At 45.8% G+C, this 19,943-nt stretch carries 16 protein-coding genes; 8 read left to right on the forward strand and 8 right to left on the reverse strand.

Annotated elements, in window-relative coordinates; all coding sequences use genetic code 11:
* Window positions 1-5: 5 nt before the first annotated feature.
* Genes OCU38_RS12885 through OCU38_RS12895 form a run of 3 tightly spaced genes read right to left on the reverse strand, consistent with a single transcriptional unit; the run spans window position 6 to window position 2,049 of the window.
* A complete protein-coding gene (locus OCU38_RS12885) occupies window positions 6-1,100 on the reverse strand; it encodes a substrate-binding domain-containing protein (RefSeq protein ID WP_261824654.1) in 1,095 nt (364 codons plus the stop codon).
* Complete coding sequence (locus tag OCU38_RS12890) at window positions 1,085-1,381, reverse strand: GIY-YIG nuclease family protein (RefSeq protein ID WP_261824655.1); 297 nt, start codon at window positions 1,379-1,381, stop codon at window positions 1,085-1,087. Before OCU38_RS12890 ends, OCU38_RS12885 begins: the two co-directional genes overlap by 16 nt.
* A gap of 14 nt (window positions 1,382-1,395) precedes the next feature.
* On the reverse strand, window positions 1,396-2,049 hold the full coding sequence (locus OCU38_RS12895; protein ID WP_261824656.1) for a YceH family protein: 654 nt from the start codon (window positions 2,047-2,049) through the stop codon (window positions 1,396-1,398).
* A 206-nt stretch (window positions 2,050-2,255) separates the two neighbouring features.
* Here OCU38_RS12895 and OCU38_RS12900 point away from each other — a divergent pair, with 206 nt between their 5' ends.
* Both OCU38_RS12900 and OCU38_RS12905 read left to right on the forward strand, forming a co-directional pair.
* Window positions 2,256-2,570: a DUF496 family protein gene (locus OCU38_RS12900; protein ID WP_021713314.1), complete on the forward strand. Its 315-nt coding sequence runs from the start codon at window positions 2,256-2,258 to the stop codon at window positions 2,568-2,570.
* Between the two features lie 75 nt (window positions 2,571-2,645).
* Entirely contained in the window at window positions 2,646-3,236 is a 591-nt protein-coding gene (locus OCU38_RS12905) for a pentapeptide repeat-containing protein (RefSeq protein ID WP_261824657.1), read from the forward strand.
* Here OCU38_RS12905 and OCU38_RS12910 read toward each other — a convergent pair.
* Window positions 3,233-4,183 carry a LysR family transcriptional regulator gene (locus OCU38_RS12910; RefSeq protein ID WP_261824658.1) on the reverse strand — a complete coding sequence of 317 codons (951 nt, stop codon included), beginning with the start codon at window positions 4,181-4,183 and terminating at the stop codon, window positions 3,233-3,235. The genes OCU38_RS12905 and OCU38_RS12910 overlap by 4 nt on opposite strands.
* A 75-nt stretch (window positions 4,184-4,258) precedes the next feature.
* The gene (locus tag OCU38_RS12915) at window positions 4,259-5,158 is read right to left on the reverse strand and encodes a LysR family transcriptional regulator (RefSeq protein ID WP_152820416.1); all 900 of its coding nucleotides are present in this window, start codon (window positions 5,156-5,158) and stop codon (window positions 4,259-4,261) included.
* A 163-nt stretch (window positions 5,159-5,321) separates the two neighbouring features.
* Between OCU38_RS12915 and OCU38_RS12920 the strand changes: the two genes are divergently transcribed.
* The 3 genes from OCU38_RS12920 to OCU38_RS12930 all read left to right on the forward strand — a co-directional run bounded on the left by OCU38_RS12920 (window position 5,322) and on the right by OCU38_RS12930 (window position 11,158).
* A complete protein-coding gene (locus tag OCU38_RS12920) occupies window positions 5,322-7,016 on the forward strand; it encodes an L-lactate permease (RefSeq protein WP_261824659.1) in 1,695 nt (564 codons plus the stop codon).
* A 100-nt stretch (window positions 7,017-7,116) separates the two neighbouring features.
* Window positions 7,117-8,256 (forward strand): FMN-dependent L-lactate dehydrogenase LldD, encoded by a 1,140-nt coding sequence (gene lldD / locus OCU38_RS12925; RefSeq protein ID WP_261824983.1) that lies wholly within the window; start codon window positions 7,117-7,119, stop codon window positions 8,254-8,256.
* Between the two features lie 52 nt (window positions 8,257-8,308).
* Window positions 8,309-11,158 carry an FAD-binding and (Fe-S)-binding domain-containing protein gene (locus OCU38_RS12930; protein WP_261824660.1) on the forward strand — a complete coding sequence of 950 codons (2,850 nt, stop codon included), beginning with the start codon at window positions 8,309-8,311 and terminating at the stop codon, window positions 11,156-11,158.
* Between the two features lie 92 nt (window positions 11,159-11,250).
* Here the strand turns inward: OCU38_RS12930 and OCU38_RS12935 are convergent, their stop codons facing one another.
* The 3 genes from OCU38_RS12935 to OCU38_RS12945 form a co-directional block, all read right to left on the reverse strand.
* Window positions 11,251-14,403, reverse strand: coding sequence for an efflux RND transporter permease subunit (locus OCU38_RS12935; RefSeq protein ID WP_261824661.1), 3,153 nt, complete (start codon window positions 14,401-14,403; stop codon window positions 11,251-11,253).
* Window positions 14,404-14,407: 4 nt separating this feature from the next.
* A complete protein-coding gene (locus tag OCU38_RS12940) occupies window positions 14,408-15,565 on the reverse strand; it encodes an efflux RND transporter periplasmic adaptor subunit (RefSeq protein ID WP_261824662.1) in 1,158 nt (385 codons plus the stop codon).
* A gap of 240 nt (window positions 15,566-15,805) precedes the next feature.
* Window positions 15,806-16,693 (reverse strand): DUF6279 family lipoprotein, encoded by an 888-nt coding sequence (locus tag OCU38_RS12945; RefSeq protein ID WP_261824663.1) that lies wholly within the window; start codon window positions 16,691-16,693, stop codon window positions 15,806-15,808.
* Between the two features lie 349 nt (window positions 16,694-17,042).
* On the opposite strand from OCU38_RS12945, the gene OCU38_RS12950 reads away from it, so the two are divergent.
* The 3 genes from OCU38_RS12950 to OCU38_RS12960 all read left to right on the forward strand — a co-directional run bounded on the left by OCU38_RS12950 (window position 17,043) and on the right by OCU38_RS12960 (window position 19,860).
* Window positions 17,043-17,666, forward strand: coding sequence for a glutathione S-transferase family protein (locus OCU38_RS12950; RefSeq protein ID WP_261824664.1), 624 nt, complete (start codon window positions 17,043-17,045; stop codon window positions 17,664-17,666).
* 44 nt (window positions 17,667-17,710) lie between these two features.
* A complete protein-coding gene (locus tag OCU38_RS12955; RefSeq protein WP_261824665.1) occupies window positions 17,711-18,538 on the forward strand; it encodes an AraC family transcriptional regulator in 828 nt (275 codons plus the stop codon).
* 122 nt (window positions 18,539-18,660) lie between these two features.
* Entirely contained in the window at window positions 18,661-19,860 is a 1,200-nt protein-coding gene (locus OCU38_RS12960; protein WP_261824666.1) for a Bcr/CflA family multidrug efflux MFS transporter, read from the forward strand.
* Window positions 19,861-19,943 lie beyond the last annotated feature (83 nt).

Below are 19,943 nucleotides of genomic sequence, written 5' to 3' on the forward strand. Positions count from 1 at the left end.
TGACGTTAACGATCTGAATAGCGGAACGCTTTGCTTTTTAACGCCTCTATTGTTTGCTCGTCATCGTATTTGGTAAGCACTTCATAATCGCCAGAATACACTTGTGGCACTGGCTCATTTTGCAAATCCAGCTTTATCGCCTCAGCTATCGCTACCCCCGTATCGTCAGTCATACGCACTACCGTAAAATCAATGATGCCATCTGCAACCGCCTCAATTTCGGAGCCGCCACCCCAACCATTGACCATTACATCATGTCTATCGAGTTTTGTTAGCGCTTGAGTGACGCCAAATGCGACGTCCGTTGAGCAGGCGTAAATGAAATCTAAATCAGGCTCTTTTTGTATCATCGACAAGGTGGCTTCATAAGCCGATTTTCTATTAGCGTTGGTAAAATAAGCGCGTTTTAATGCGTAATCCCCTTGGGTTTTCATGTATTTAATAAAAGTATCACCCCGCGCTTCGCTGATATGACCCGGTGAAAAATACATCATTCCAAAGTTGGCTTGCTCAGGAAACGCTTTCATATATTCATTGGCGAGTAACTTAGTGCCAAGCACATGATCAAAGCCAACGTACAGCAGAGGTTGATGATCTTTCCAGTGTTTTATCGGGGTGGTGATATTGATCAAAATGAGTTTAGTTTTGCCATTGCCGTTAGCCAATAAATTCTCCGCGAACTTTTTATGACGACTGGTATCTAGGGTGAAAACGAGATAATCAGGGGCGTTTTTAAGCGCAGTTTGCAAGCTTTCAGCTTCACGGCGGTAATCCATATTTGGACGAGATGAATACTTGCGCAGTCGATAATCCACACCGAGCTCGTTTAGTCTCAACTCCAATGCTTTAATATTGCGCCACCAATAATCAGACAGCTGAGTGCCCGGATAAACGATATCGATTTCAATCGGTTTATCTTGGCTAACGTTAAGAGGGACTGGGGCTTGATAAATACGCTGATGCATTGCCTGAGTCAGCGCACTTTGTGTGGGATGCTGGGCTAAATACTTATCGTATTGCCAGTAATCAAGTAGCAGATCATTGGCAAAACATGAACTGGTGTATAACAACAGCAACAGTGCTGTCAGGGTATATCGCATAGCATAGACTCCAACTGTAAGGTACTGTTATCCAACACCAAACTTTCCTTTTGTTTCTTGCTTAACTGCTTGATCTTATATTCTAACTTGAGCGCCAGAGATTTACTCTCGACCTTAGTTGACCACTCTAATATTAGTGGCCCTTTACCCCGCAACGCTTTTGCGCCAGTTCCTTTGACGTGTTGAGCAAAGCGTCGCTGCAAGTTATTAGTGACACCACAATATAATGCATTGTGGCGAGTACGAATAAGATAAACAGACCACAAGCTGTCCGATAGCATTCTCGTGGTATCCGTTATAACACAGATTCAATCAAAGCTCTTAACTCTGCCACTTCTTCTTTCAATTCATGAACTTGCTTTTCAAGAGCATTGATTTTTTCAGTTGTAGGTGTGCTGACGGGCGCGGCAGGAGCGGTACTAGCTATAGCTTGTACGTCCACTTCGCCACAGAACAAATGCTGATAACGAGACTCACGTTTACCCGGCTCTCTTGCCAGTTTAACCACAATTGGCGAATCAAGCGTTGCTAGCTTATCCAGTGTCGCTTCCACCTCTTTTACGTCGGTAAATTGCGCGAGACGATTGGTGCGAGTGCGTATTTCGCCCGGCGTTTGTGCGCCGCGCAGAAGCATTACACAAACAATGGCTTTATCTTGCGCAGTAAACTGCAGATCGCCAAACTCGGTGTTGCAGAATCGATGGCGATATTTGGCGGTGCGACTGTTAAAAGTGCTCTCGTCGCTAACGAGATGACGTTCAATGAGTGCATTTATCCCGTCGAGCACCTCTGCATCGGTGAGTTCCATAACTGGATCACGATTACTTTTTTGATTGCAAGCAGTGGTCAAACTGTTGAGGCTCAAAGGATAATAATCTGGTGTAGTCACTTCTTTTTCGATTAGACAACCAATAATGCGAGCTTCAAGGGGAGATAATTGCAATAACATTCTCAAATTCCATCTTCATATTTTATTTACTAAGATTGTATGCAAGTATTGAAGAGGTTGCGATAGCTAATCTAGCAATTTATGTGCGTTTTGCGCTGAATGTAAAAAAAGCACGCAACAGTTAAAATAGCTGACTCTTCCCACTGTATGTTTGTCAAAGCTTGTGGTTTAATTTCCTCAGTTAATTTTCGTCTAAAGGATATAAAATGAACAACGTATACGAAATTGTAAATTTGGCTCGTCAAAAAAATAAACTTAAACGTGAAATTCTTGATCACGAAAAGAAAATTCGTGACAACCGCAAGCGTGCAGATCTTTTAGACAATCTAATGGATTACATTAAGCCTGACATGAGCCATGATGAAATCATCGGCATCGTGAAAAACATGAAAGCAGATTACGAAGACCGCGTTGATGATCACATCATCACTAGTGCTGAAATCTCGAAAACTCGTCGCGATCTAAGCCGTAAAATCCGTGAACTTACTGAAGTAGATAAGCAAGCAAACGGTAAAAAATAAGTGGTAAAAACTGAGTGCCAACGCCTATAGGCACCTCGGCACTCAGTCTATTCATTCCCGTTATGGACCTGCACCTTGAAAAGCAACCAACAATATTACGACACCTCTTTTAATAAACTTTCAGCCGCTTATGATGAATTTGATGACATCGAGTTTGAAGAGTGTGAGTTTGTTGACTGCGACTTCTCCGAAGCTAAGTTTGCAAACTGTCGCTTCATCAATTGCTCGTTTGTACGTTGTAATTTAAGCCTGCTAAAAATCCCCAACAGCCGTTGGTATCAAATCTCTTTTACTGAAAGTAAATTGGTGGGCATCGACTGGACCACAGCCTACTGGCCCAGCTTTCATGTAGATTGTGAATTGGAATTTAAGCAGTGTATTCTTAATGATTGCTCTTGGTTTGGCCTAACCCTGCAACAGCTCAAATTTGAAGAGTGTAAACTGCATGACGCGGATTTAAGAGAAGGCGACTTTTCAGGCTCAAGCATGACCTATTGCGATTTTACTCACAGCCTCTTTATGCGCACCAACTTAGAGCGAGTAGACTTTACCGAATCGAGCAACTTGGCTATCGACCTTAATAATAACCGCTTATCCGGCGCTAAATTCTCCCGCTTTGAAGCGCTAAACTTGCTCGAAAGCTTGAACATAGAATTGGTTGATTAGGCTTTATACATCTCATTGTAATTTGGAATATGGCTCTCCCAAATAGCAGGACTGCCGATGTGCTGTTGTACAAAATCGATAAATTCGCTGACCAATAAGGTTTTCTTGCGGTGCGGGTAAATCGCATAAATGCCGGTATCCATAGTCGATAATTGATAGTCAGTCAGTAGCGGCACCAGTTTTGACTGTGAAATGGGTCTGTCTAAGTTAAACAAATCAATTAACGCATAGCCTAAACCGTCTTTTACCGCGCCCATCATAGTGCGCACATCACTGATTTTATAATTACCCTGCATGCGTAGCGTCACCATATTCGAAGAGTGGGCGCTTTCACTAATTCTCACTCTATCTAAGGTGACATTGCCGTTGCTGTACACCACCGCAGGTAACTCTAATAGTTGTTGCGGGGTTTGCGGCATGCCGTGTTGCTGAATAAATTGCTCTGAGGCCACTAGCGCAAAGTTGGTTTTGGCTATCTGTTTGGCAATCAGGTTGGATTCTTTTAATTTACCCACGCGAAACGCGAGATCAAAGTGATCAGCAATAATGTCGACCCGTTTATCATCCAACGAGAGATTAACCTGCACATCCGGGTATTGCTTCATAAAGCGCGTCACTACGGGTTGCAGGTATTCCTGACCAAAAAATATCGGTGAGGTAATGCGCAGTGAGCCTTTTGGCTCAGAGTGATAAGAATCAGCGATGCTTTGAATATGAGTTAAGGTATCAAGCAAGATATGGGTTTGCTCAAGTATCTCTTCGCCTGCCGACGTTAAAGAGATAGAACGCGTTGAGCGATTGAGCAATTGCACTTCTAAGCTCGCTTCTAGTTTTTTGATCTGCTTAGATAGTGACGAATTATCCATATCGTGCAAGGTTGCCGCCTTGGAAAACGATCCTTGTTGCACCACGTCTCGAAAAAGTGCTAATTGTGCGGTCAGTGACATACTTTCTCCCACGTCCAATGTTTGGCAAGTCTTTTATTCGCTGGCGAATGTAATAAGGTTTAGGCTAAATATCAATTAAAAGCAGTGCCCTATCTCTAAATAGCGCTGACGAATATGCTCAATCAGCAGTCTAACTTTGTTTGGCGGTTGACGGGTAAACGGATACACTGCATAAATCCCCAGTTTTTTGCCCACTTGATCGGGGAAAATATCAATTAAGTCACCATTGATAAAATCTTGATACACCAAACATCTTGGCACATAAGCTATACCATGTCCGCCGATGGCTGAGCGGCGCAGTGCAGATGCATTGTTAGTGGAGAAACCGCCCGATACTTTAATGGTGTAATTGCCCCTATCGCCTTTAAACTCCCACTCACTAGCACCTGTGGTTTGATACGCATATTGCAGACAGTTGTGATTGATCAGCTCATAGGGATGGGTAAGCTTGCCGTTTTTGGCGATATAAGTTGGCGATGCGCATACCACCCACTGCGAATCGATAATATGACGGGCAATTAAGCTCGAATCTTCCAAATATCCCGTTCGAATGACCAGATCATAGCCGTCACTAATCAAATCTACGAATCGATTGTTTAGCGACATATCGATAGATAAGCCTTTATTTTCATTACAAAATTCTGCAACGGCATCGGCTAAAACGAGCTCACCAGAGATGGTCGGCACCGACATTTTGATGTGTCCTGTGATGTTTTCACCAAATCCAGAAACCGCATCCTTTGCTTCCTCGGTGGCTTGTGTCACATTTTTCGCTTTTATTAACAATATCTTACCGGCTTCCGTAAGGCTCAGTTTACGGGTGGTTCGATACAATAATTGAGTGCCTGCGTTTTGCTCTAATCTGGCAATTCTTTTGCTAACTACCGAATTTGTAAGGTTATTTTTTTCTGCGACCTTGCTAAAACTGCCCAGTTCTATCACTTGAGAAAATAAAATTAAGTCATCTGCTTTCATATCATTCCGTCATTTTTGGAAATAATCATTTTCATTATTTCCCTATATCAACAAAAAATAAAGAGATAAATTCACTGCCGATTAACAAAAACATTACAAGATACTTTCGCTTTATGACGAGAAGGCTCTTTCATAAAGTGCAAACGTACGAGGAAGTATACCTATGAGTGAAACCCTACTGGCCTTAGTGGCCTTCTCCCCGATTGTCGTCGCAGCAATCTTACTGGTTGGCCTTAACTGGCCAGCAAAAAAAGCAATGCCTGTGGCGTTTGCCTTAACTGTCGTCATCGCACTGGTGTTTTGGGACATGTCGGCCAACCGCGTCATCGCCTCTGTATTCCAAGGTCTAGGCATAACTGTCTCGGTACTTTGGATTGTATTCGGTGCCATCTTCTTATTGAACACTCTCAAGCACACCGGAGCCATCACCGTTATTCGTAACGGCTTTACCGATATTTCCAGTGACCGCCGCATCCAAGCCATCATTATTGCATGGTGTTTCGGCTCGTTCATTGAAGGTGCATCAGGCTTTGGTACGCCAGCGGCCATCGCTGCGCCTCTATTAGTCGCTATCGGCTTCCCTGCATTAGCCGCGGTATTAATGGGAATGATGATTCAATCCACGCCGGTTTCTTTTGGCGCGGTCGGTACACCGATTATTGTCGGGGTAAACCGCGGTTTAGATACCCACAATATCGGTGAATCACTGCTTGCCAATGGCTCAACATGGGACATTTACCTACAGCAAATCACTTCTAGTGTTGCGATTGTTCACGCCATTGTCGGTACGCTAATTCCTGTGCTTATGGCGGTGATGCTGACTCGCTTCTTTGGTAAAAACCGCAGTTGGAAAGAAGGCTTAGATATTCTGCCATTTGCGCTATTTGCCGGTCTTTCTTTCACTATTCCTTACGCGCTAACCGGTGTTTTTCTTGGCCCTGAATTCCCATCTCTAATTGGTGGCATGATTGGTCTTGCCATTGTAGTGACAGCGGCGAAAAAAGGCTTCCTAGTACCAAAAACTAAGTGGGATTTTGAAAGCGAAGATAAGTGGCCAGCCGAATGGTTAGGTTCACTAAAGATTGATCTAAAAGAGAAAACTACCGGTAAGCCAATGAGCTTAACCAAAGCGTGGGCGCCATATGTGATGCTAGCCGTTGTGCTAGTGGCAAGCCGCGTTAGCCCTGCATTTAAAGGCATGCTCACTGACGTTAAGGTGTCGTTTGCCAACATTCTTGGCGAAGTGGGCATCAGCACAGCGTTCCAACCGCTCTACTTGCCAGGTGGCATCTTAGTGTTTGTTGCTTTACTTGCGGTTATCTTGCAAGGCGGCGGGCTAAAACCACTGCGTAATGCCTTTGGAGAATCCAGTAAAACCTTAATTGGCGCGGGCTTTGTACTGCTGTTTACCATCCCTATGGTACGTATCTTTATCAACTCAGGTATCAACGGCGCCGACCTTGCCAGTATGCCCGTTACAACCGCAAACTTTGCCTCTGACATTGTGGGTGCGGCCTTCCCTATGCTCAGTGCCACAGTGGGCGCGTTAGGCGCCTTTATTGCAGGTTCAAACACAGTATCAAACATGATGTTCAGTCAGTTCCAGTTTGAAGTGGCGCAGACCTTAAACATCTCAAGTGTGATTGTAGTGGCGTTGCAAGCAGTTGGCGCAGCAGCCGGTAACATGATTGCTATTCATAACGTGGTAGCGGCTTCGGCAACAGTGGGACTGCTAGGGCGTGAAGGTGCTGTGCTACGTAAGACCATCATCCCGACATTCTACTACTTGGTGATGACCGGCATCATCGGGTTAATAGTGGTATATGGTTTTGGCTTCAGCGATGTATTAATGAAGTAACACCCTGTAAGCAAGAGCGCCGTAAATGGCGCTCTTTAAATCCACTCTTCTGACAATCAATCTTCCATTTTCTCAACACGAAGATACGGGTATTCCAATTATGATCATCTCTTCATCAAACGATTATCGCGCTGTCGCAAAAAAGAAGCTCCCTCCTTTTTTGTTTCACTACATTGACGGCGGCTCTTACGACGAGCGCACTCTCAAAAATAACACTCAAGATCTTGGCGATGTCGCCCTAAGGCAGCGCGTACTCAATAACATGTCCGATCTTAATCTGGAAACAGAGCTGTTCGGCGAAAAACTGACGATGCCTATTGCCCTTGCTCCCGTTGGCTTAACAGGCATGTACGCTCGCAGAGGCGAAGTGCAAGCGGCGAAAGCGGCGGCCAACAAAGGCATTCCATTTACCCTTTCTACGGTTTCGGTTTGCCCAATAGAAGAAGTAGCGCCGGCAATTGATAGACCAATGTGGTTTCAACTGTACGTGCTAAAAGACCGCGGCTTTATGAAGAACGTTTTGCAGCGCGCTAAAGAAGCGGGCGTAAAAACACTCGTTTTCACTGTAGATATGCCGGTTCCCGGTGCGCGCTATCGTGACATGCACTCAGGCATGAGCGGGCCTTATGCCAATATTCGTCGCATCGCACAATCTATGTGTCACCCAAGTTGGGCGCTCGATGTGGGCGTATTGGGTAAACCGCACGATCTGGGCAACATCTCTACCTATCGCGGCGAACCGACTAAACTTGAAGACTATATCGGCTGGCTAGGCGCCAACTTCGACCCTTCCATTTCATGGAAAGATCTGGAGTGGATCAGAGACAGTTGGGATGGCTCGATGATCATCAAAGGCATCCTTGATGAAGAAGATGCGAAAGACGCAGTGCGATTTGGCGCGGACGGCATTGTGGTTTCCAACCACGGCGGCCGACAGTTAGACGGCGTGCTATCAACGGCGAAAGCACTACCTTCAATTGCGGATGCAGTTAAGGGCGATCTTAAAATTTTGGTCGATTCAGGCATTCGCACCGGACTGGATGTGGTTCGCATGTTGGCGCTCGGCGCGGATTGTACTTTGCTAGGTCGTTCATTTGTTTATGCATTGGCGGCTGAAGGCGGCGCTGGAGTGGAAAACTTATTAGACCTTTATGACAAAGAGATGCGCGTTGCTATGACCTTAACTGGCGCAAAATCCATCAGCGATCTGTCGCGCGATTCTCTGATTAGTCCGCTGTAGACGAACACCTTAACAGCGCACCGTCATCATTTTTTTTAATTAGGAAGCATTCATGGCCAAGACTCTTTCATCAGCCACCTATCAACAACTTGAAACGCGACTGGCGTCGAAGATCGATGCTGAGCGCATTGTCACCCAAGAAGCAAAGCGACTCGCCTACGGTACCGATGCCAGCTTTTACCGACTGGTTCCCAAAATTGTTCTGCGATTAAAAAATCTCGAAGAAGTGACCTTTGCCATCAATTGCTGTCGCGAATTTAATGTGCACTGCACTTTTCGCGCCGCCGGTACTAGCTTATCAGGGCAAGCGCTGTCCGATTCAGTATTGATTACCTTAACCGACGATTGGCGCGATCATGAAATTGTCGATGGCGGCAATAAGATCATTCTGCAACCGGGCGTCATTGGCGCGGATGCCAATAAATATCTTGCCCCCTATCAGCGTAAAATCGGCCCAGATCCGGCTTCAATCAACACCTGTAAAATTGGCGGTATTGCGGCCAATAACGCCAGTGGCATGTGCTGTGGTACGGCGCAAAACTCCTATAAAACCGTTGATAGCATGAAGCTGATTTTCAGCGACGGTGCGCACCTTGATACAGGCTCACAGCAAAGCATTGATGCCTTTATTGCCGCTAAACCTGAGCTAATTCAAGGGGTGAAAGACTTGTGCGCAAGCGTGGCACAAAACCCTGAGCTATCACAAAAGATCAAACATAAGTACCGTTTGAAAAACACCACAGGTTACGCACTGAATGCTTTAGTGGACTATCACGATCCAATAGATGTCATTCAACACTTGATGGTGGGCTCTGAAGGCACTCTCGGGTTTATTGCGGAAATCACTTACAACACTGTCATTGAACACGCCAATAAAGCTTCTGCTCTATTGGTGTTCTCCACCATTGAAGAAGCCAGCCTCGCGGTCACAGCTTTGTCTAAACTGCCTGTTGCGGCGGTTGAATTAATGGACGGACGCGCAATGCGCTCGGTGGCAGACAAAGCCGGAATGCCCGAGTTCATTAAAGAGCTGGATTTAGATGCTACGGCAATTTTGATTGAGTCACACGCCTGCAGTCAAAGCACGCTCGATGAACAATGCACTGTGGTGATGAATGCACTCACCGACTACACCATTACCCATTCCATTCCGTTTACTAGCGACACCAAAACCGTTGCCACACTATGGGGCATTCGTAAAGGCATGTTCCCAGCCGTTGGCGCGGTGCGTGAAGTAGGCACGACAGTAATCATTGAAGATGTGGCTTTTCCGGTAGAAAATCTCGCTAACGGCATTCGCGATCTGCAAGCCTTGTTTGATAAATACCACTACAGCGAAGCAATCATTTTTGGGCACGCACTAGAGGGTAACTTGCACTTTGTTTTTACCCAAGGCTTTGATCAGCAAACGGAAATTGATCGCTACGGCAAGTTTATGGACGAAGTGGCAGATTTGGTGGCGGTAAAATACCAAGGCTCACTCAAAGCAGAGCACGGCACTGGGCGCAATATGGCGCCGTATGTCGAGCTAGAATGGGGTAAAGAAGGCTACGCCTTAATGCAACAAATCAAAGCGCTGTTTGATCCGAACTATTTATTTAACCCCGGCGTTATCATCAACGATAACCCGCACTCGCACATCGAAAATCTAAAACCAATGCCTGCGGCAGATTCCATTGTCGACCGCTGCATCGAATGTGGCTTCTGTGAGCCTGTGTGCCCTTCTCGCACTCTTACCTTGTCACCACGACAACGTATAGTGCTTTATAGAGAATTACAACGTAGACGCGCTGCGGGCGAGCAAACACAAGCCTCTGAACTGGAAGAGATTTTCAACTACCAAGGCATTGATACCTGCGCCGCTACCGGCTTGTGCGCCGACCGCTGCCCGGTTGGGATCAACACCGGCGACCTGGTCAAACAATTGCGTACAGCAAAATATCAAAAGTTCATCCCCATTGCGAAATGGACAGCCAATCACTTTGCCACCACCACTACGCTGACTAAAGCGGGCTTGTCCGCCAATCAAGTCGCCACTAAAGTGATAGGCAATAATGGCGTGGGTAAATTGACCAATGGTTTGCGTAAAATCAGCAAAAATCGCACGCCGATTTGGCTTAAAGAGTATCCGCAAGCAAACCGTTTTGATGTTGAGAAACACGCATCAATCAATGCCACTTCGCACGCCGATGCACTAAAAAAAGTGGTTTACATGCCCTCGTGCGCCAGTCGCAGTATGGGACAGCAAAATGATGCGCCTGATCAAAGACCTCTTACCGAAGTCACTTTATCTCTGCTAGAAAAAGCCGGCTTTGAAGTGATTATGCCATCGCAACTTAACGAGCAATGTTGCGGAATGCCTTACGATAGCAAAGGCATGAATGAGCTAGCGCAATCGAAAGCCCAGCAGTTAGAAGCGGTGCTTTGGCAAGCCAGTGAGCAAGGTAAATACCCTGTGCTGATGGACACTAGCCCGTGTGCGAAACGCAGCATTGAGCAATTCACTAAACCTTTAGAAGTTCTCGAACCAACAGGATTTGCCGAAGCCTATTTACTAGAGCATTTAACTCTTGCCCCTCTTGATGAACCAGTCATGCTACACATCACGTGCAGTTCAAGACGTATGGGCCTTGAGCAAACCATGCAAAACATTGCCAAAGCCTGTACCTCACAAGTGATTGTTCCAGAGCACATACAGTGTTGCGGCTGGGCAGGCGATAAAGGTTTCACCACCCCTGAGCTCAATGAAGCGGCGGTGCATCCGCTAAAAGAGCAAGTGCCAGCAGGGTGCTCTCGCGGCTTTAGTAACAGTAAAACCTGTGAGATTGGGCTGTCGCACCACAGTGGTATTCCCTATCAATCTATCTTGTATTTGTTGGATGAGGTGGCTGTCGCTAAATAATTAGCTTTTATCAGCTCCTTTAATAGAAAGGGTCATGCACATTCGCGCATGACCCTTTGTTTATCTAGATTTTAATCAACACCTAGCAGGTACTATTCATCATCAAGATCCACCAGCTTAGTACTGCCGCCGTGTGCTTTTTCACGTAGTCTTTGAATCATGGCATAAAAGCCCGGAATCAATAACGTACCGGCTAGTAGCACACATAGCAGGCCACCAATCAGTGAAATACCTAATGAGTTCTGGCTAATATGACCCGCCCCCGAGGCAAACACTAATGGGAAAATACCTAAGATAAACGACCATGAGGTCATGTTCACCGCTCTAAAGCGTAATTTACCGCCCATTACCGCCGCTTTATCCAGTTCTAGCTCGTTCTCTTCACGTTCATTTTTGGCAAACTCTACAATCAAAATCGCATTTTTTGCCGCCAATGCTATCAGCAGAACCAAGCCTATCTGCGCATACAAATTTAACGGAATACCGGCTAAGTTCAGCGCTAAGAAAGAACCTAACGTGGCAATTGGCACCACTAAGATAATGGCAATAGGAATAGTCCAACTCTCGTATTGCGCCACCATAAACAGGTAGATAAAGATAAGCGCAAGGGCAAAAGCAAAGATTGCCTGATTACCCGCCATCTTTTCTTGATACGCCATACCTGTCCACTCATACTGATAGCCTTGCGGCAGTATTTCGGCCGCAACTCGTTCCATCGCCTCAATCGCATCGCCACTAGAGAATCCCGGTGCAGGTTGTCCTTGAATGACCGCTGAGCGATACATGTTGTAACGCCACGCCACATCAGGTTCAAATACTTGCTCGTAGGTAATCAAGGTGCTTAACGGCACCATAACCCCTTCATTACTGCGCACAAAGAAGCGTTCCAGATCGTCCATCGACGAGCGGTATTCGCTATCCGCTTGCATAGTCACCCTAAAGTTTTTACCCAGCATAGTGAAATCATTCACGTACATTGAGCCCAAGTTGCCTTGTAGGGTTTGGAAAATATCCGTGAGCGAAATACCTAATTGTTTGGCTTTAGTTCTATCAATGTCCACATAATAGTGCGGCACATTGGCGCGGAAGGTACTAAAGGTGTAGGCAATCTCTGGCTGTTTATTGGCCTCTTGAATCACATCGTTCATCAATTGCGCCAAATCGGTGCGATTACGACCTAAGGTATCTTCTAATACAAACTCAAAACCTGAAGCTGAGCCCATGCCCGGCACCGCTGGCGGCCCCATGGCAAATACCATAGCGTCTGGAATTTGCGCCGCTGCTGCGCCGTTAATTCGATTTGAAATGGCAAACGATGAATGATCGCCATCCAGCTGGGCGCGTTCATCCCAAGTTTTTAATTTTACGAACAGTGAAGCACCGTTTGATGCCGCCGCGCCTGTCATAAAGGCATAGCCAGTCGCTACAGTAACGCCTTCGACTCCGGGTTCATTCTCAAACAGCCCAACCAGATCTTCCACCACAGCTTCGGTGCGAGACAGCGATGCTGAGTCAGGAAGCTGCACATTGGTCAGCAAAATGCCTTTGTCTTCTTGCGGTACAAATGCGGTAGATGTGGTTTTGCCAAAGTAAGTCACCATTGCTACTGCCACAAGGAAGAACGCCACTAACAACAGACCTTTCTTAACCAAGAAACCCGCCAAGCGTCCATAACCTGAAGTCACTTTATCCAAACCTCGGTTAAAGGCTTTAAACCAACCTGTGGTATTGCCTCCACCTTGTTTTAGCACCAGCGAACACAGCGCAGGAGATAAGGTCAGTGCGTTAATGGATGAAATCACAACTGAAATACAGATGGTTAAGGCAAATTGGCGATACATGATCCCCGTAATGCCCGGCAACATCGCCACGGGCAAAAATACCGCCAGCAATACCAATGTTGAAGTAACAATTGGACCCGTCACCTCTTTCATCGCAATTAAGGTGGCTTTTCTTGGTGTCAGCGATGGGTTTTTCGCCATAGTGGTATCGACGTTTTCGATAACCAAAATCGCATCATCCACCACAATACCTATGGCAAGGATCAAGCCAAATAGCGTAACCGTATTAATGGTAAAGCCCGTGATTTGCATCACTGCAAAGGTGCCAATTAACGATACAGGAATTGCCACCACAGGAATTAACGTGGCGCGCGCACTGCCTAAAAATAGGTAAGTCACGGCAATCACCAATAAGATAGCTTCAATCAGCGTTTTGACCACCCCTTTTATTGATTCCTCAACAAACAAAGTGGTGTCGTAACTGCTCTCATAGGCCAGACCATCAGGGAAGTTAACGCTTAACTTCTCTAAGGTGCTCATCACCAACTCGCCACTTTCTAGGGCATTCGCATCGGATTGCAAATTTAAGATAACAATCGACGCATCTTCGCCGCGAAACTGACCCGTACCGTCGTAGAATTTTTTACCAAGCTCAACCCGAGCCACGTCTTTTAGATAGACCGCCGAACCATTGTGATTGGCGCGCAGCATAACGTTTTCAAATTCTTCAACGCTGTCTAAACGCCCTTTAGTCACTAGGTTAAAGGTCACGTCAGTCGCCGCATCATACGGCGGAGCGCCCACTTTACCAGCGGCGACCTGAATGTTCTGTTCACTTAACGCGGCATACACATCGGAGGTGGTCAGTCCTAGGCTGGCGAGCTTTTCCGGATCAAGCCATACGCGCATGGCAAATTCACCGCCGCCGACCACGTTGACTTCACTAATGCCGCGTACGCGAGTGAGCTGATCTTTAATATTTAAGTTAACGTAATTGACCAAGAACTGATCGTCATAGCGTCCGTCAGGCGAATAGAAGTTCAATACCATCAACATATCAGGCGAACGTTTTTTCACCGTCACCCCAACAGAGCGCACCTCTGGCGGCAGCTTAGATTCTATTTGCGTAACGCGGTTTTGTACGTTGACCTGAGCCATATCAGGATCAGTGCCTACCTCAAAGGTCACGTTCAAATTATACGAACCGTCATTGGCACTTTTAGACGACATGTAAATCATGCCTTCAACGCCATTGACCGAGGTTTCTATTGGATCGGCAATCGCCTGCTCGACGGTTTCGGCGCTAGCGCCTGTGTAGTAAGCAGTTACACTCACCGATGGCGGACTGATTCGTGGGTATTCTGAAACAGGCAAGACCGCCAAAGAAATCACACCTGCCAAGGTCAAAATAATAGAAATCACCAGCGCAAATTTGGGGCGCTGGATAAAGAATCGACTTAGCATATGATTACTCCGCCGCTTCTGGTTTAGATTCGGCTTTGGCTGGCGCTACCTGCACAGGTAAGCCATTGCGCACACGCTGTAATCCGCCGACGATGATTTTATCGCCCTCGCCTAATCCAGTGTGCACAATCACTCCATTTTCAGTCTGCGCACCTAGCTCAACGTTACGTCGCTCCGCCACGTTGCCCTCACTCATTAGCATCACGAAATCACCCGCGACATCGGTTTGCACCGCACGACGAGGGATTGCCACCGCATCTTGAGTATTGGTTGAAGCGATCACTACATTGATGTGTTGGCCCGGCAATAAAGTATGCTGTTCATTCGGCACTAAAGCGCGAATGGCTAATGTGCCTGTGGTTAAATCAATGCGGTTGCCCACAAAGTCTAAAGTGCCTTTTTGTGGATGTTGCTGACCATTTTCTAGCTCCAACGTCACTTCAACGCCGCCACTATTCGACTCACCACTATTAGATTCGCCATCGCCTTGGTATTTATCAAAGCCAAACGCAAGACGCTCTCTTTCGCTAAGCTGAAATGACGCGTGCACAGGATCAAGGCTGACTAAAGTGGTCAATGTGCCCGATGACGGCGAAAGTAGATCGCCTGTACTGACTTTAGTATCGGAAATACGGCCAGTAAACGGCGCGCTAATTTGGGTATATGAGAGGTTTACTTGCGCTAGCAATAACTGCGCATTGGCCGCTTGCAATTGCGCATCAGCGCCCAATTTCTCGGCTTGTTTGGTATCAAATTCAGACTGAGAAATACTGCCTCTAGGAAGCAAGTTTTTCGCACGCAGATAATCGTTTTCTGCACGTTTTAAGTGCGCACTTGCTTGGGCAACAGAGGCTTTGGCGCTGGCAACTTGAGCTTCAAAAGAAGAAGGCTCTATCGTGTAAAGTAGTTGCCCTTTTTCGACAATTTGACCTTCTTTAAAATGACGTTGTTTAAGATAACCCGTCACTTGCGCAGTGATATCAACATCTTCCACTGCCTCAATGCGACCCACATAAGCTTTGCTAGGCTGATACGCGACAATGGCAACAGGTTCGACGATAACAGTAGGAGCGACTGCGGTTTGTTGTGGCTTTTGCGACTCCCCACAACCTGTAAGCATCAAAGCACTCACCAGACTCACTACTTGTAACGACTTCTTCATTAATACACCTTTTAAAAATCAAAACTCTCTTGCACAAAGGCGCGTTTTTCGCCCTCGCAAGAGATGGATAATCAATAAGTGTATTCGTGAAAATCAGCAGTATTAATAAAACAAATGTAACTAAAATTTACAAAACTAGTTTCATAACAGGTATTCGCCAAAGTATGACAATCACAAAAGCTAATTCAATCTAAAAACACCTAATTGTGTTGCATATTGACCTTGCTATGACATCTTCCCTCACTCAATTTGCAGCTCTTTAACTAACTCCATCCAATCTTTGATTTCTTCACGGAAGTGTTGCTTTTGTGCATCAGAAACAATGCCAAGTATGCTGACAATGCTTTGATTAGCGAGCTGGCGATTGCGCTCTAGTTTGAGGGTAAGCTGCTCTGGGTACACCTGCTCTGGTTCATTGACTAAAAAGGTCAGCTCTTTTTGATAAAAGAACGGATCGTCACGGCGCGCAAACATAGTGTGAATGCGATCGCGCATAGTAATTCGATACAGGGCCCACTCATTATGTGAACGCTCTATGTTATTAGCCCAGGTTTCGACAATCACTTGCTGTTCATCGGATACAGAGCCTAGCCAGCGATGTAAATTTTTCTCAATTCGTTCTTGGTAGTAACGCTTGGCTTGCTGATCGCTTTTACTGGCGAATTTTTTTGTGAACATCTCATGCTTTAGAGTCAAATTCTCGATAAATTCGTCAATTTGCCCTTTGCTAAGGGAGCGAGACAACAAATACACGTCTGGCGTGGCCTTGTTAGATAAGCGCCGAATATGCGACCGAAACACCTCTTGCTGTTGCTGTAAAAACGCCACATCCACGGCAGAGAGTTCGGCATCATATAAGGTTTGTAATTGCGCTTGGTAGTGAGGCAGCTCTTCGGTTTTGTGCCACAGCGCCAATTGTTGTAAACGCTGATCGAGTATATCTTCTTGTATCCCCGTTAAAGTGACGTAATCTTCCACATACTCAAGCACCACCCAATCTAAATTGCGATAGACCATCTTTGCGGTACACGCCGTTAACGTCAGTAATAGTGCCCCCAAGATTACGCTTTTTAATCGCCATCGCTTAGGTGCCAAAAAACCGTCTAATTGCAGTCTTATCATGCGCATGTGTATTGTCATCCTTAACTGATACCAATAGCAGTAATTCAATGATTGATTTTAATATCCTCTGTCCATGCAAAGTATTGTAGAATCAGATGAAAATGGCGAATCGAAATACAAAAAATAGTAATACTAATGAGCGATGCTCTCTTTAAAGATAACGTACTCATACTGCTAAAAATAAATAGCCCCTGTATAGCGCGAATGATAATCTGTTTTAGTTAGAGCAATGGATTTACACCCTCATCTTGATACAGCGATTACCGATATTGGGTAAACACTCTTACCTATGTCACGCTGTGTCTACATAACGTCTCTCATGACCCATTGGAGACGTATAAAAGGAGTTATTAGAATGTCTTTAGTGTTGTACTACGCACCCGGCGCATGTTCTGGCGTGACTATCACAGCGATGATTGAGTTAGGACTTGAATGTGAGTTTAAAAAAGTCGATTTAGCATCTGGCGAGCAAAAAACACCGGCTTATCAGCAGATTAACCCATACGGTAAAGTGCCTGCGGTGACGGTAGACGGACAACTCCTAACAGAAAATCCTGCCATTTTGATCTACCTGAATTCACTAGCAACGTCATCGAAGTTAATGCCCGATACTGACTGTGCTTTACAGCGCTCGCTGTACTATTCCGATCTCATGTGGCTGTCTAGCTCGGTACACCCATCGGTGCGACATGTGTGTATGCCGTCGTATTATACCCAGAGTAGTGATACCTACGATGTTGTTACTAAAGGAATCAAACAACTGACCCTTTACTTCACTATGGCTAATCAGCGTTTACAAAACTCGACATGGTGGTATGGCGAGCAGTGGTCTATTTTTGATACCTATTTGCATTGGTGTTATACCCGCGCTCTGCGAGGAGGATTCGCTTTAGATTCATTCCCCGCGCTGCTGTCTCATCAACAGCGTCTTGAGGCAAGACCGAGCTTTGCCATTCGACAACAAATAGAACAGCGCTAACTGCCCGCTGACCAAATGTACAATTAACTCAGGTCGATGTTGTTATGGTGCCAAGTAAAATTATTCCCAGAGGCCGCACTGCAAAAGTGCTCAATATCCAAGGCCATGAGCCGGATGGAATTTGGCTACCGCACCGCCACGATTACTATGAAGTGATGTGGTCGCTAGAAAGTCGCGGGCACCATTGCATCGACTTTATCCAATACCCATTAGCCAAAAATCGCGTCTTTCTTATCTCTCCCGATCAGGTACACGATGCTCGGCAGTTAAAGGGAGGATTGCGTGTTGTCGCCTTCAAAAGTGAGCTTTTTGAACACACAACTCGCCAGCAAGCAACTATGTTTACTTTGGGTTTTGATAAAGCCTTTCAAGTACCTTATTTAGATTTAGATGAACAAGGTGCGCAGCAACTCAACAAACTGTGGCAACTACTTGAAGAAGCGGATCAAGAACAAAATAGCGCGCTATTGGAATCGTTACTGTCTAGTTACTTGCGATACTTATGCCGTTATAAACAAGATACGAGCTTATCATCCGAACCCCGCGCCCTTGACCCTCGGGTGTTAAAGATAGAATCGCTTATCGAGCAACATTATCGGAACTATAAACGTTGCGATTTTTACGCGGCAACCATCAACCTCACCGCCAAACGCACCAATGAGTTGATGAGAAATAGCCGAGGCAGAACCGTCACCACCAGCATCATTAATCGGGTCTGTTTAGAAGCAAAGCGAGAGCTAACTTTTACCACTAAATCTGTGCAAACCATCGCTCAGCAATTGGGTTATGAAGACAGTTCCTATTTTAGCCGCTTATTTAAAAACCAAGAGGGTTGCTCACCCACCGACTATCGATTAAAAATGTTCAAATAGTGCTAACACTCCGGTCTATTGTGAATACCTGCATCACATTATTTAGCGCATAATTTGGGTTCTACTCTCAAAAGTACAAAGCCGTTTCTGCAATTTTGTACCTCAAAGCATGTGACTAAATAATGACAGCCAAAAACTCGAAGCCCATATTTCACCTAACGCTAGCGATGATGCTCACCCTTGGCGCTATCTCAGGGCTAACGCCTCTTTCTATGGATATGTACTTGCCGGCAATGCCAATCATGGCAACCGATCTCGCCACCAGTATCAACAGTATCCAATTCACTTTAACCATCTATATGGCAGGCTTTGCGATAGGACAAATTATCCATGGACCGCTTTCCGACAGTTATGGCCGTAAATCGGTATTGATGATAGGTATCGCGCTGTTTGGCATCTCGTCACTAACCAGCGTATTTGTCGATTCGGTTTTTGCATTGACACTTTCTCGTTTGTGTCAGGGACTGAGCGGCGCCACAGGCGCGGTTGTGCTGATGGCGTTGATTCGCGACATGTTTAATCGCGAGGCGTTTTCTCGAGTGATGTCTCTAGTCAGTTTGATCATGACCATAGCCCCACTCGTTGCTCCTTTAATTGGCGGCTACCTTACCGTGTGGTTTGGATGGCGCTCAATCTTTATATTATTAGCCAGCTTATCAGTAGTGATGATCCTGCTTATTGCTAAGCAGCTTCCAGAAACACTGCCCGTAGAAAAACGTCAACCTCTCAGGTTTCGTGCCATCTTCCTAAATTACATACAAGTTTTGCGCAATAAGAAATCCCTTGGGCTCATCGCTTGTGACTCACTTGCCTTTACCGGAATGTTTTCGTTCTTAACCGTAGGTTCGTTTGTTTATATCGATATTTTTGGAGTGAAGGTTGAACACTTTGGCTACCTGTTTGGTCTGAACGTAATTACCATGACCTTATTAACTATGGTCAATGCAAGATGGGTGGTGAGCATTGGCGTACACAGTTTATTGCGCGCAGGCTTGGCGCTCATCGTTCTGGCAAGCATTGGTTTAGTTAATGTGTGGTACTTTGATTTAGGTATTATCGGATTGGTTCCTTGCATCATGGTATATGTGGGGTCAATTGGACTGATTAACAGCAATTGCATGGCGCTGTTACTCAACAACTACTCTTCTTTAGCAGGTACCGCATCAGCACTGGCAGGGACCATCCGCTTTGGTATGAGTGCCGTACTAGGCTCCATTGTGGCAGGTTCCCCGCATAATCCGACTTTCACCTTGGTATTAAGCATGGCGCTGTGCGCGTTAGGGGCAACTTGTGCTTATGTCTATACGGCTCGCAATGCCTAATTTAAATAGCGCATCGACTTTTCTATAAGCATCTGAAATAAACAAAAATGGCTTAGTTGTTCGCAACTAAGCCATTTCTCATT

Origin of the sequence: Vibrio neonatus (assembly GCF_024346975.1) — a bacterium.
GTDB classification, from domain to species: Bacteria; Pseudomonadota; Gammaproteobacteria; order Enterobacterales; family Vibrionaceae; genus Vibrio; species Vibrio neonatus.